This is a genomic window from Actinomadura sp. 1N219 (assembly GCF_044326405.1).
GTDB lineage: Bacteria > Actinomycetota > Actinomycetes > Streptosporangiales > Streptosporangiaceae > Spirillospora.
Genome location: NZ_JBIRAY010000002.1, coordinates 621373 through 634483, shown reverse-complemented (window position 1 = coordinate 634483; position 13111 = coordinate 621373). Strand labels below are relative to the sequence as shown.

The 13111-nt window shown below is 72.0% G+C and carries 13 protein-coding genes; 6 read left to right on the top strand and 7 right to left on the bottom strand.

Annotated features, from left to right (window positions below; translation table 11 throughout):
• Nucleotides 1–95 precede the first annotated feature (95 nt).
• Both ACH35V_RS11700 and cofC read right to left on the bottom strand, forming a co-directional pair.
• Complete coding sequence (locus tag ACH35V_RS11700; protein ID WP_395971921.1) at nucleotides 96–296, bottom strand: hypothetical protein; 201 nt, start codon at nucleotides 294–296, stop codon at nucleotides 96–98.
• A 26-nt stretch (nucleotides 297–322) separates the two neighbouring features.
• The gene (cofC, locus tag ACH35V_RS11695) at nucleotides 323–985 is read right to left on the bottom strand and encodes a 2-phospho-L-lactate guanylyltransferase (RefSeq protein WP_395971920.1); all 663 of its coding nucleotides are present in this window, start codon (nucleotides 983–985) and stop codon (nucleotides 323–325) included.
• Between the two features lie 84 nt (nucleotides 986–1069).
• Here cofC and ACH35V_RS11690 point away from each other — a divergent pair, with 84 nt between their 5' ends.
• From ACH35V_RS11690 to ACH35V_RS11680, 3 genes are all read left to right on the top strand, one after another.
• On the top strand, nucleotides 1070–1876 hold the full coding sequence (locus tag ACH35V_RS11690) for a lysophospholipid acyltransferase family protein (protein WP_395971919.1): 807 nt from the start codon (nucleotides 1070–1072) through the stop codon (nucleotides 1874–1876).
• Between the two features lie 17 nt (nucleotides 1877–1893).
• Nucleotides 1894–2883 carry an NAD(P)H-dependent glycerol-3-phosphate dehydrogenase gene (locus ACH35V_RS11685; RefSeq protein WP_395972057.1) on the top strand — a complete coding sequence of 330 codons (990 nt, stop codon included), beginning with the start codon at nucleotides 1894–1896 and terminating at the stop codon, nucleotides 2881–2883.
• A gap of 79 nt (nucleotides 2884–2962) precedes the next feature.
• The gene (locus ACH35V_RS11680) at nucleotides 2963–4084 is read left to right on the top strand and encodes a D-alanine--D-alanine ligase family protein (protein ID WP_395971918.1); all 1122 of its coding nucleotides are present in this window, start codon (nucleotides 2963–2965) and stop codon (nucleotides 4082–4084) included.
• Between the two features lie 27 nt (nucleotides 4085–4111).
• Here the strand turns inward: ACH35V_RS11680 and ACH35V_RS11675 are convergent, their stop codons facing one another.
• The 5 genes from ACH35V_RS11675 to ACH35V_RS11655 form a co-directional block, all read right to left on the bottom strand.
• The gene (locus tag ACH35V_RS11675; RefSeq protein WP_395971917.1) at nucleotides 4112–6094 is read right to left on the bottom strand and encodes a beta-propeller domain-containing protein; all 1983 of its coding nucleotides are present in this window, start codon (nucleotides 6092–6094) and stop codon (nucleotides 4112–4114) included.
• Between the two features lie 56 nt (nucleotides 6095–6150).
• Nucleotides 6151–6480 (bottom strand): carboxymuconolactone decarboxylase family protein, encoded by a 330-nt coding sequence (locus ACH35V_RS11670; RefSeq protein WP_395971915.1) that lies wholly within the window; start codon nucleotides 6478–6480, stop codon nucleotides 6151–6153.
• A 76-nt stretch (nucleotides 6481–6556) separates the two neighbouring features.
• Nucleotides 6557–7396: an NAD(P)-dependent oxidoreductase gene (locus ACH35V_RS11665; protein ID WP_395971913.1), complete on the bottom strand. Its 840-nt coding sequence runs from the start codon at nucleotides 7394–7396 to the stop codon at nucleotides 6557–6559.
• Nucleotides 7393–8130 (bottom strand): SDR family oxidoreductase, encoded by a 738-nt coding sequence (locus tag ACH35V_RS11660; RefSeq protein ID WP_395971911.1) that lies wholly within the window; start codon nucleotides 8128–8130, stop codon nucleotides 7393–7395. The genes ACH35V_RS11665 and ACH35V_RS11660 overlap by 4 nt, the downstream gene beginning before the upstream one ends.
• Complete coding sequence (locus ACH35V_RS11655; RefSeq protein ID WP_395971909.1) at nucleotides 8127–9587, bottom strand: aldehyde dehydrogenase; 1461 nt, start codon at nucleotides 9585–9587, stop codon at nucleotides 8127–8129. Before ACH35V_RS11655 ends, ACH35V_RS11660 begins: the two co-directional genes overlap by 4 nt.
• Nucleotides 9588–9610: 23 nt before the next feature.
• Between ACH35V_RS11655 and ACH35V_RS11650 the strand changes: the two genes are divergently transcribed.
• The 3 genes from ACH35V_RS11650 (at nucleotide 9611) to ACH35V_RS11640 (ending at nucleotide 12930) form a co-directional block, all read left to right on the top strand.
• A complete protein-coding gene (locus ACH35V_RS11650; RefSeq protein WP_395971907.1) occupies nucleotides 9611–10282 on the top strand; it encodes a hypothetical protein in 672 nt (223 codons plus the stop codon).
• A gap of 116 nt (nucleotides 10283–10398) precedes the next feature.
• A complete protein-coding gene (locus ACH35V_RS11645) occupies nucleotides 10399–11259 on the top strand; it encodes a hypothetical protein (RefSeq protein ID WP_395971906.1) in 861 nt (286 codons plus the stop codon).
• Between the two features lie 201 nt (nucleotides 11260–11460).
• A complete protein-coding gene (locus tag ACH35V_RS11640) occupies nucleotides 11461–12930 on the top strand; it encodes a protein kinase (RefSeq protein ID WP_395971904.1) in 1470 nt (489 codons plus the stop codon).
• The last annotated feature ends 181 nt before the right edge of the window (nucleotides 12931–13111 follow it).

The window sequence follows — 13111 nt, the reverse complement described above, 5'->3', positions numbered from 1 at the left end:
GTGAAACGCACCCACCGTGCTCGGGTCGTGCGACCTCCGGCCCTTGGGGGCCTCCGGCCGCACAACCCGTGGCCCCGGCTGAGGTTTTTTCTGAACTAGCCGAGCGGGAACGTTGAGAGCGTCACCACTGAGATGCGGTCGCCGTCGAGGGCGAGGTTCACCCGCTGGCCGAAGCGCAGCAGGCGCAGGCCCCCGGCCGCGAACGCGTCCGCGTCGAAGGGCAGCTCCGTCCCGTCGTCGAGCAGCACGCTGCCCGAGCGGGACTCCGCGTCGTAGTCCTTCACCGTGCCTTGCATACCGCAACCATAGGCATATCCGGGCTCTAGGCGAGGGCGGGGAGTTCGGCGGCGACGGCGGCGGTCCGGGGGCCGGTGCCGAGCGCCAGCGCCGCGCGGAGGTCGTCGAGCGTGTCGACGTCGCGCCGGACGGTGTCGGTGCCGGGCAGCAGGAGCTCGCGGGCGCCGCGCGCGCGGTGCGCGGCGCGGGAGTCGGCGCCGAAGGCGGGCGAGAACGGGACGCCGGGACGCGCCGTGTACAGGGTCGTCCCGGTGCCCGCCGCGTCCGGCACGAACGCCTCGGGCGACCCGGCGGCCGCGTCCAGGACGCGCGCGAGTTCAACGGGGCGCAAAGCGGGCAGGTCGGCGGAGAGCGCGCCGACGCCCGCGGACACGCCCGCGGCCGCGGCGAACTCGCGGCCCCGGCGGGCGCCGTGGACGAGCGCCGGGTTCAGGCCGGCGTCCGGGACGTCGGGCACGACGCGGGCGCCGAGCGCGGCCAGCTCGGCGGCGGGAAGGGGGTCGTCGGTGACGACGATCACGGTGCGAACCCGGTCACAGCGCAGCGCCGCGGCGACCGTGTCGGCCGCCACCGCCAGCGCGAGCCGCTCGCGGTGCGGGCCCGCGGCCGCCGACATGCGGGTCTTCGCCCGGGCCAGCACTTTGACCGGCACGACGAGCGACCACTGGAAGTCCTCTGCGGTAGACATGGCAACTCGACACTATGCGCACGCAACCGCGACACTTGAGTACACCCCGCGTTCACGTCGGAACGGATGAGGAGGAGACGAGCCATGGGCCACGCGTATTCGCCGGGCTGGCGGAAGCTCACGATCGTCATCCTGCGCCCGGTGCTGTTCGGGCTGTTGAAACGTGACTGGCGGGGCCGGGGCAACGTGCCGGGGGACGGCGGCGTCGTCATCGCCGCCAACCACATCTCCGAGGCCGACCCGCTCGCGCTCGCGCACTTCGTCTGCGCGTCCGGCCGCTATCCCGTCTACCTGGCGAAATCAACGCTGTTCGACGTGAGGTTCATCAGGAGCGTCCTGCGCGGCACCGGCCAGATCCCCGTCTACCGCGACCACGACGACGCGGCCCTCGCGCTCAAGGACGCCGAGCAGGCCCTGCTGGACGGCGAATGCCTGGTCGTCTACCCGGAGGGCAGCTGCACCCGCGACCCCGAGCTGTGGCCCATGACCGGGCAGACCGGGGTGGCGCGGCTGGCGCTGAAGACGGGCGCGAAGGTCGTCCCGGTGGCGAACTGGGGCGCGCACGAGCTGATGCCGTACAAGAAGGCCGAGCAGACGGGCCTCGCGGGCAGCCTGAAGAAGGGGTTCCACCCGTTCCCCCGCAAGAAGATGAAGGTGGTCGCCGGGCCGCCCGTCGACCTGTCGGCGTACCAGGGGAAGCCGCTCAGCCGGGAGACGCTGCGCGCCGCCACCGGCGACATCATGGCCGCCATCACCGGCCTGCTCGCCGACCTGCGCGGCCAGGAGCCGCCGAAGGACCGCTACGACCACCACCGCGTCCTGGAGGAGCGCCGCGCCGCCGCGGCCCTCGGCCCCGCGGAACCCGCCGAGCCGAAGGCGGACGGCTCGTGACGTTCCGCACCGCGGTGATGGGGGCCGGGTCCTGGGGGACGACGTTCAGCAAGCTGCTGCACGACGCGGGCGGCGACGTCGTCCTGTGGGGACGGCGCCGCGAGGTCGTCGAGGCCGTCAACGAGCGGAACGAGAACCCCGACTACCTGCCCGGCGTGACGCTGCCCGAGGCCGTCCGCGCGACGCTCGACCCGGCCGAGGCCCTCCGGGGCGCCGACTTCGTCGCGCTGGCCGTCCCGGCGCAGACGCTCCGGCAGAACCTCGCCGCGTGGGTGCCGCTGCTGCCGCCGGACACGGTGCTCGTCAGCCTGATGAAGGGCGTCGAGCTCGGCACGTCCCGGCGGATGTCGGAGGTCATCGCCGAGGTCGCGGACGTCCCCGAGGAGCGCGTCGGGGTGTTCTGCGGCCCGAACCTGGCCCGCGAGGTCGCCGGCGGCGAACCCGGCGCGGCCGTCGCCGCCTGCGTGGACGAGGACGCCGCGCAGCGCCTCCAGACCGCGACGATGACGCCGTACTTCCGCGTCTACACCACCACGGACGTCGTCGGCTGCGAGCTCGGCGGAGCGGTGAAGAACATCGTCGCGCTGTGCGTGGGGATGTCGGTGGGGCTCGGGTTCGGCGCCAGCACGCAGGCGCTGCTGATGACGCGCGGGCTCGCCGAGATCGCCCGGCTCGGCGCCGCGCTCGGCGCCGACGAGCACACGTTCGCCGGGCTCGCCGGGATGGGCGACCTCGTCGGGACGTGCATGTCCCCGCTGTCGCGGAACCGGACGTTCGGCGAGAACCTGGGCCGCGGCATGACGCTGGAGCAGGTCGTCGCCGTCACCAAGCAGACCGCGGAGGGCGTCAAGTCGTCCGAGGCGGTGCTGGAGCTGGCCCGCAAGCACAACGTGGAGATGCCGATCACCGAGGCCGTCACCGCCGTCCTGCACCACGGCATGCCGATCAAGGAGGCCGCCATCGCGCTGATCTCCCGCTCTCCGAAGCCCGAGCGGTACGGGGTGTGACATGCCACAGGTCCGACGTTGTCGCCGCGCCCGGCCGCTCATGGCCGACCCCGGCTGATCGGCGGTAAGGTCGGGCCCCATGTCCCAGGCATCAAAGATCCGCGTGGCCGTGGTCTTCGGCGGACGCAGCTCCGAGCACGCGATCTCCTGCGTCACCGCGGGGGCCGTCCTGGCCGCCATCGACCGGGACCGGTACGAGGTGGTGCCGATCGGCATCGCCCGCGACGGGCGCTGGGTGCTGCCGCCCCACGACCTGCGGCTCGCGATCGAGGACGGCCGGCTGCCCGAGGTGACGGGCTCCGGCGGCGTCCTCGCGCTGCCGTTCGATCCCGACAGCCGCGGCCTGATGGTCGTCGAGCAGGGCAAGGTCCCCGAGCGGCTCGCCGAGGTCGACGTGGTGCTGCCGCTCCTGCACGGCCCCTACGGGGAAGACGGCACCATCCAGGGCCTCCTCGACCTGGCCGGCGTCCGCTACGTCGGGGCCGGGGTGCTGGCCAGCGCGGTCGGCATGGACAAGGGGTTCATGAAGCTCGTCTGGCAGGCGCAGGGGCTGCCCGTCGGACCGTACGTCCTGGTCGGCGACCGGGAGTGGCGGCGCGAGCGCAAGCGCAAGATCGACGAAATCAAGGAGCTGGGCCTCGCGGACGGCCGGCCCGTGTTCGTCAAGCCGTCCCGCGCCGGGTCCAGCATGGGCATCAGCCGCGTCACCGGCGAGGCCGACCTGGAGGCCGCCGTGGACGCGGCCCGCGAGCACGACCCGAAGGTCATCGTGGAGACCGCCGTCGACGGCCGCGAGGTCGAGTGCGGCGTGCTGCAGGGCCTCGACGACGGACCCGCCGAGGCGAGCCTGCCCGCCGAGGTGCTGATGGCGGGCGGCCACGACTTCTACGACTTCGAGACCAAGTACCTCGACGGCGCCACCAGCATGGCGATCCCGCCGGACCTGCCGCCCGCCGCGATCGAGGAGGTCCGCCGCCTCGCCGTCCGGGCGTTCGACGCCCTCGACTGCGAGGGCCTCGCCCGCGTCGACTTCTTCCACACGCCGGACGGCCGGTGGATCCTCAACGAGATCAACACCATGCCCGGCTTCACGCCCGCGTCGGCGTTCCCGCAGATGTGGGCCGCGACCGGGCTCGACTACCCGGCGCTGGTCGACCGCCTCATCCAGACGGCGCTGCACCGCCCGACCGGCCTGCGCTAGCCGACGCCGGGGTTCGCCCCGCCCGCGCTAGTCGAAGGCGAGCCAGGCGCGTTCCTTCAGGTCGGCGATGCCCGTCGCACGGGCGCCCTCGTCGGAGATCGTCCAGAGCGTGTCGCCCACGATCAGCGACCGCCGGATCGAGCGCCCGTAGTCGCCGTCCTTCGGGTGGGTCACCGTGCCCACGCGGCGCACCTTGTCGCCCTCGACCTTGAGGACGAGCGCCTCGCCTCCGCCGTCCCGTCCGCCGGTGCCCGGGATGACCGTCAGGCCCGTCGCGGGCCAGTACAGGAACGCGTGCGGCTCGAACTCCGCGGCGGCGTTGGCCCCCGGGAGCCGGTAGGCGTCCAGGCGCCGCGGCGCCGACTTCACGTCGAACAGCGAGACCTGGAGGCCGAGCCTGCGGCCGGACCCGTCGGCGTCCTGCCCGACGCCGATGAGCCGTCCGTCGCCGGCCGGATGCAGGTATGCGGAATAGCCGGGGATCTTCAGCTCGCCGGTGCGGCGGGGGCGGCGCGGGTCCGTCAGGTCGAGCACGTACAGCGGGTCGACCTGCCGGAACGTCACGACGTACGCGGCGGCGCCCATGAACCGGACGGAGTAGATCCGCTCGCCCTTGCCGAGGCCGTCGACGCGTCCGATCTCGTCGAGGCGGGCGCCGCGCTGCGCGAGGACGTACACCGAACTCTCCGACGACCGGTTGCCCGGGTCGAACCGGCTGGTCGTCGTCGCCAGGCGCAGGTTCCCGTCGTGCTCCGACATCGAGTACTGGTTGAGCAGGTCGCCCTTCACCGAACCGGACGCCACATAGCGGGGACGCCCCTTGCCGCCGACGTCGAACTTGTACACGTCGGTGCGCTGCTCGGGCGGCTTCGCCGACGACCTCCTCGGCATCGGGACGAACGGCTGCGGGGGAGTGCCGGTGACGTAGAGGCTCTTCCCGTTGCCGTAGACGGTCGTCCCCTCGGCGGTGACGGCGATGGCCTGCGGGTCACCGATCCCCTGCGACAGGTCGAACGTCAGCACGCTCAGCATGGACGAGCCAGCGTACGAGGCCGGACGGCTGACCTGGTCGCAGGGAGGCTGGTACTTCTTCCCGGAGCCGCCGTTCCCGGCACTGCCGTTTCCGGCGTCCACCTGGAAGGCGGGGAGCCATGAGTCGAGCGGCGCCTTCATCACGGCCGCCCGGTTCGCCGCGATGGCCTTCTCCTCGTCCCGCGGGCCCTCGCTCGGGGCGTGTCCGTCGCGGGTCGGGAAGTCGATCCGCGGGCTGGACCGCATCACGACCCGCACCGTGGAGCCGCTCTGCCGCGCGTCCATGTAGTCGGCCTCGGTCGTCATGGTCCCGACGACCTTCGGGGCACCGGAGATGTCGATCAGCGTCAGCCGGGTCGACGGCGTCGGCCGCCCCGGCTCGCCGGGCCGCGCGGGCTTGGACGAGCCGTCCAGCTCCGGGCCCGATGGGCGCCCGTAGGGGATCATCATCGGACGCTGGGTCATCACGAGCACGCGGTCGCCGCTCAGCAGCATCTGCCCGTTGCCGTGCGGGCCGATCCCTTCGGGCCCCGGGATGTCCAGCGTGTGCGCGACCTTGCGGGTGGCGGGGTCGATGACCTGGAGCTCGCCGTCCGCGAGCGTCACGATCCGGCGGCCGTCGGTCTTGACGAGGTCGGGCTCGTCCGCGCCCGCCTCGTGGGAGTTGGTCGTGGAATGCTGCGGCGGCGAACCTTGCGCCCCGCCCGGAGCCTGGGCCGCCTGCGGGCCCTTCCGCAGCGCGGTGTCGCCCTCGGGCACTCCGAACATCGGGACGCCGTCGCTCAGCCCGTACGGGCCGACCTTGTCCGCCGTCGCCTTGCGCAGACCGTCCAGGAGGGCGTCGCAGCCGTCATAGGCGACGAGCCGCATCGGCGGCGCCGGAACCGGTGGGTCATGGGGGCCGGACGACCTGCTGCAGCCTGCGGATCCGGCGAGCACCAGTACGGTCGCGACCGACACGAAGGAACGTCCACGCATGGACTTTGGACGCTCGCTCCGCCCGCCAGGTTCCGCCTAAGTGCCGACTTTTCGGCCTACCGGCGTTTCGCGTGCTCGGCGATCAGCCGGTCGATCTGCACGCACAGCCTGGACCCTAGCGGCCAGCCGACGTAGTGGGTCAGGAAGACGCCGATCTCGCGCAGCTCGTCCGGCGACAGGTCGCCGCGGGCCAGCGCCGCCGGGATCTGGATGTCGAGGACGTCGTTCAGCCCCTGACCGGCCAGGACGCCGACGAGCAGCAGCCGCCGGTCGCGCATGCTCAGCCCGGGGCGCGTCCAGATCTCGCCGAAGAGGTGGTCGACGGTGATCCCGAAGAAGTCGCCGGGCGCGTCGCCGACCTCCCACCCGTAGACCTCCCGCATCATCTCCAGCCCCCGCTCCCGCCGCTCATCCCTGCCTCTTGTGGGGGGACGACCCCCCACGCCCCCCGGTTCGCTCCGCTCATCCATCGTTCTCTCCCATCAGGCCGAGGCCGGTGGCGAGACTGTCGAGGGACAGCCGGGCGAGCGGGACGTCCACGCCCAGCTCTCCCGCCAGCTCGACGGCGAGCGACAGGTCCTTCTCGCCGAGGTCCCGCACGTGCCGGAGCGTGTCGTACAGGTCGTCGTCCGGGAGCATCGGCGCGGTCGTCGGCCGCAGCATCACCATGCCGGGGCCGCCCGTGACCGCGTCGGTGTGCCGGACCACCCGGCCCAGCTTCCGCAGCGACACCCCCGACGCCTCCGCCAGCCGCTGCGCCTCCGCCGCCGCGGCGAACGCCACGAAATGCAGCAGGTTGCGGGCCAGTTTCGTGCGCGTCCCCGCGCCGACCGGACCCATGTGCAGGACGAGGTCCGCCCACGTCCCGAACGGGTCCCGGCAGCGCTCGAACGCCTCGTCCGTCCCGCCGGCCATGACCGCGAGGGTGCCCGCCTGCGCCCCCATGAACCCGCCGCTGACCGGCGCGTCCACGACCTCGATCCCGTACCGCTCGGCCTGCGCCGCGAGGTCCTCCGCCGTGGCCGCGCGGATCGTCGAATGGATCGCCAGGACCGTGCCGGGACGGGCGCTGGCCAGCACCTCCGCGCCCACCCGCCGCACCTGGTCGTCGTCCCGGACCATCACCGAGACCAGGTCCGCGTGCGCGGCCACGTCGGCGACGCTCCGCGCCGCCCGCGCGCCCGCCTGCACCAGCGGAGCCATCGCCTCCGCACGGGGGTCGTACACGACCAGACCCCGCTCGGCGAGATGCCCCGCCATCGGGGCGCCCATCTGCCCGAGCCCGATGAACCCCACCCTCATGAGCGGAACACCTCCCCGCCGTCGACGTTGACGATCTGGCCGGTGATCCAGGCGGCCTCGTCCGACAGCAGGAACAGGCACGTCCCGACCAGATCGGCGGGGGTGCCCATCCGCTTGAGCGCCATCTTCTCCTGGACGATCTTCTCCGCCATGCCGCCGGGCACGACCCTGCGGCTGGCCTCGGTGTCGATCGGCCCGGGCGCGATCGCGTTCACGCGGATGTCCATGCCGCCCAGCTCGTGCGCGAGCTGCTGCGTCAGCCCGTTGACGCCGACCTTCGCGAGCCCGTAGAAGCCGGAGTACTGCCACGCCGCCGTGGACGACTGGTTGACGATCGACCCGCCGCCGCGCGCCCGCATATGCGGGTAGCAGGCGCGTGCGCAGAGCAACGCCCCGTCCATGTTCACGGACATGAACTTCTTGTAGTAGTCCCAGTCGACGGTGAAGAGGAAGTCGAGCTTCATCGTCCCGAAGACGGCGGCGTTGTTGACGAGATGGTCGATGCCGCCGAACCGCTCCGCCGCCGTCGCCGCCATGACCTCGACCGACGCGGGGTCGGACACGTCCGTCCGGACGAACAGGCCCCGGATGTCGTCGGCGACGGCCTGCCCGCGCTCGTCCACGTCGGCGACCACCACGGACGCGCCCTCGGACGCCAGCGCCCGCGCGTACGCCTCACCGATGCCCTGCGCGGCCCCGGTCACCACCGCGACCCTTCCCGCGAACCTCGTCACAGCCCCTCCGCGATCGCCTTGGTCTCCAGGTACTCCTCGAACCCCGCCACGCCCATCTCCCGTCCGACGCCCGACTGCTTGTAGCCGCCGAACGGGACGTCCGCGCCGTACCAGACGCCGCCGTTCACGCTGACCGTCCCGGCGCGCAGCCGCCTCGCCACCCCGCGCGCCCGCTCCACGTCCCCGCCGTGCACGGCGCCCGACAGCCCGTACGGCGAGTCGTTCGCGATGCGGACCGCGTCGTCGTCGCCGTCGTGCGGCAGCATCACCAGGACGGGCCCGAAGATCTCCTCGCGTGCCGTCCGGCTCTCGTTCGCCAGCCCGGTGACGAGGGTCGGCTCGATCCAGAAGCCCTTCTCCCGCCCGGCCGGACGGCCGCCGCCGCAGGCGAACGAGCCGCCCTCCTCGACGGCCAGCTCCAGATACCCCTCGATCCGCTCCCGCTGCCGCGCCGAGATCACCGGGCCGCAGACCGTCCGGTCGTCGCCGGGATCGCCGACGCCGAGCTTCGCCAGCGTGCCCGCCGTGATCTCGGCGGCCTCCTCGTACTTCTTCCGCGGGACGAGGATCCGCGTCGTGATCGCGCAGCCCTGCCCGGCGTGGGCGATGCCGGAGAACGCCGCGTACGAGCAGGCGGCCCGCAGGTCGGCGTCGTCCAGCACCACGAACGCCGACTTGCCGCCCAGCTCAAGGAAGACCTTCTTGACCGTCGCCGCCGCGCTCGCCATGACGCTCCGTCCCGTCGCCGTGGACCCGGTGAACGACACCAGATCGACGCGCGGATCCCGTGCCAGCTGCGCGCCCAGCCCGTGGTCGGACGACGTGATCACGTTGACGACGCCCGGCGGGATGTCCGTCTCCGCCGCGATGATCTCGCCGAGGACCGCCGCGCACCACGGCGTGTCGGGCGCCGGCTTCAGCACCACCGTGTTCCCCGCGGCCAGCGCCGGGCCCAGCTTCGCCAGGTTGATCTGGTGCGGGAAGTTCCACGGGGTGATCGCGCCGACCACCCCCGCGGCCTCCCTCCGGAGCCGCCGCCTGCTGGGCATCCCCATCGGCTCGGCCCGGCCGAGATCCCGCTCCCACGCGTAGGACCCGGCGAGATCGGCGAACCAGCCGAGATCGTCCACGGGCGCGTCCAGCTGGGCCCCGAACGTCAGGAACCTCGGCGCGCCCACTTCCTTGATCGTGAGTTCGCGGAGCTCGTCCGCGCGTCTGCGCATCGCCTCCCTGAGTTGCCGCAGGCACCGGACGCGGAACTCCACGTTCACCGGCCAGGACGTCTCGTCGAACGCCCGCCGGGCCGCCCCGATCGCGCGATCCATGTCGCCTCTCGTGGCGTCGGCGGCGGTGCCGAGCACCTCCTCGGTCGCCGGATCGACCGTCTCGAAGGCACCGCCTTCGCCCGGGGTCTGGCGGCCGTCCAGCAGAAGCAAGCGTTCGGTTGTTCTGGACACGTGTCCAGACTACAGTTCAAGCCATGACGGAACGCAAGGACTATTCCGGCGAATTCGATCCCGACTTCCGCTTCGAGGACCTCTCCAAGGAGGCGCTCGTCCGGCTCGTCCGCGAGTACGCGCTGATCGCCCAGATCCTCGACCGCTCCGCCCTCACCGCCGTCGGCCTTCGCTACGGCCAGCGCGTCGTCGAGGAGATCGCGATCGAGGAGTGGAAGGGCGCCAGCCCCGTCTACACCCGCCGCATCCGCGAGATCATGAGGATCGAGGGGACCGGCGTCTCCGCCATCTTCAAATGCCTCCAGCTCGACCCCGGCTTCGCCCAGCACTACATGGACGTCGAATACGAGCTGGTCTCCGAGACGCACGGCTTCTTCCAGCTCCGCTCCTGCGGCGCCCTCCTCGACGTCGAGCCGTTCGGCGAACGCTCCGTCCGGGGCATGTGCCACACCATCGAGGACGGCACGTTCGACATCACGGCCCAGGCGGTCAACCCGAGGGCTCGCATACGCCCCGTCCACCGCCCACCCCGCGCCCCCGCCGGTCGCGTCCCGCACTGCCGCTGGGAGGTCCTCATCGACGACGACACCGAGCCTCTCCCCGAAGCCGACATCACCCGAATGACCGCCGCCACGACAGCCGCCAATTTCCGCTTCCCGCCCCTCCGCAACGGAACCCCGCACATCCCGACTTAACACCGAATGCCGGAATATCAATGAACCGCTACCATTTACGGCGTGACATAGACCACGCCAAACTATTTCCAAGGAATAGCCAAACGTGAGCCGTTGAAACCGGATAACGTCTCCGCATGCCGTCACAGGAGCACGACGTCCCGGCTGAACTTTTCCGCTGGTCCCCCATGCTCGCCGCGGAACTGCTCACCGAAATGGGAATCCGCCTGCCAGAAATCCGGCGGGCCCGGGACGTCTCAGAGTCCTTCACCGATTTCAGTACGAAGGAGTACACGGCCGACGCCGCCATCGTCCTCGAAACCGTCCACGGCCGCACGGGCGTGGTGGTCGAGGTCCAGCGCAAGAAGGCCGACGACAAACGCTGGACGTGGCCGCTCTACCTCGCGACCCTCCGCAACCGCCAGCGTTGCCCCACCGTCCTCCTGGTGATCGCCCCGGACCCCAAGGTCGCCGAGTGGTGCGCCACCGAGATCGACACCGGGCATCCGGGGCACACGCTGACCCCGCTCGTCCTGAGCCGCGATCACGTTCCCCTGCTCAAGGACGCCGAGGAAATCGCCGCCGACCCCGCCATGGGAGTCCTCTCCGCCCTGTTCCACGGCGACGGAGAGCATCAGAACGATGTCGTCCAGGCCGGCTTCGACACCACGAATCTGATGGCGGACCGAGGCGACGAACGCTTCAAGCGGTACTATAACCACCTGATCGCAGTTCTTCCCGAGGCTGCGCGGAAGGCCCTGGATATGAAGATGAATACAGAATCGCTGTACTCCTACTCCGAGTTCCTCAGCGAGGCGGCGGCCAAGGGAAAGGCGGAGGGGGTCGCCGGGGCGGTGTTGCGTGTTCTGAAGAAGCGGGGCGTCGCGGTGACCGATGAGCAGCGGGAGCGGATCGTGGGCTGCACGGACGTCGAGCAGTTGGACGCTTGGCTGGACCGGGCGATCACGGCGCACAAGGCGGCCGACGTCCTCGACTAGCGCGCCACCGCCATAGGGTCCGCATCCACTGATGGATGCGGACCTTTGGTTTCTAGGGGTGTTTTGGCGTGGGCAAGGTTGTCAGGGCGAGGGTTGTTTCGTTTCCTAGGGCTGCGAGATGAGGTCGGGTGTCTTCGGCTACGGGAGGTGGTCGGATGTGCCAGGCTTGGGGGCTGTACCCCACCCTGAGGAGAACGTCCCGTGTCGCATGGCGGCCTGCCGGAGCGCATCGGCCCGTACCGGGTCGTGGACCGGCTCGGCGAGGGCGGGATGGGCACGGTGTACGCCGGGCTGGACGGGGCGGGACGCAAGGTCGCCATCAAGGTGATCAGGCGCGAGTTCGCCGCCGACCGGCAGTACCGCGCGCGGTTCGAGGCGGAGGTCGCGGCGGCGCAGCGGGTGCGGCCGTTCTGCACGGCGCCCGTCCTGGACGCCGACCCCACCGCCGACCCGCCCTACCTGGTCACCGAGTTCGTGAACGGGCCGAGCCTGGACGCCGCCGTGGCCAAGGACGGCGCGCTGCGGGGCGCCGACCTGGAAGCCGTCGCGGTCGGGATCGCGACCGCGCTGACCGCCATCCACGACGCCGGGGTCGTCCACCGCGACCTGAAGCCCGCCAACGTGGTGCTGTCCACGTTCGGGCCGCGGGTCATCGACTTCGGCATCGCCCGCTCCCTGGACGGGACGCGCCTCACCGCGACCGGCGGCATCGTCGGCACGCCCGCGTTCATGGCCCCCGAGCAGCTGGACGGACGCGGCGCGACGCCGGCGTCCGACGTGTTCGCCTGGGGCGCGACCGTGGCGTTCGCGGCGCGCGGCGGGCCGTGCTTCGACGGCGCCTCGCTCCCGGCGATCATCCACCAGATCATCAGCGGGGAACCGGACCTGAGCGGGCTGGACGGCTCGCTGCTCGACACCGTCCGCTCGGCGCTCGCCAAGGACCCGGCGCGGCGCCCGTCCGCCCAGTCCCTGCTGGACGGGCTCATCTCCAGCGGCGTCCGGCAACCCGCCCAGACCGCGGACCGGCCTCGGACGCAAGCCCCCGCGCAACCCGCAAGGCCTGCGCAACCTGCGCAACCTGCACAACCCGCGCAGTCACCGACGCAGGCTCCCATGCAGCCGCAGACGCACGGGGCCGCGGGGTTCCAGGGGCCGGCGCTCGCCGCGGGGGAGGCGGAGGCGCTGGTCGAACGGCAGTACCGGCAGGCAGCGCAGGCCGGCGACCCGGCCGCGATGCGCAACCTCGCCATGCTGCTGAACGGGCAGGGCCGCACGGCCGAGGCGGAGACGTGGAACCGGTACGCCGACGCGATCGCCGCCCGCGGCGCCGCCTACCGGGATCCCGCGGGCTACACCGGTTATCCGACGCAGTCGCCGTACCCGCCGTCCGGGCATCAGTACCAGGCCGCTGCCGCCGCTCATCATCCGCACGCCAAGCGGCCCATCAACAGCCTGGCGATCTACGCGGTGTCCATGGGGGCGGTCGGGCTGATCACGTGCGGTCTCCCGTCCATCCCGGCGATCATCGCGGGGCACATGGCGTGGGCGCGGCTGCGCCGCTCCGGGGAGCGCGGGCTGGGGCTCGCCGTGACCGGGATCGCGCTCGGCTGGGTCATGGTCGCGTTCTGGGCGATGGTCGCCTTCGGCGCGGCCCTCCCGGACGAGACGTGAGCCCCCTGGAAAATGCGTTGCGGCGGTTCCCCGGATGCTGGCACCGTGGACGACGTCAGCCCGTCCAAGACACGAGGCTTTGAGAGGAGGACCGGCCATGGCACTGGAGCAGTATCGACTTCGACTGCCCTCGGCGTCGCGCGCCCGCCCCGGCCGGTATCCCGTCTCCTGACGATCTTCC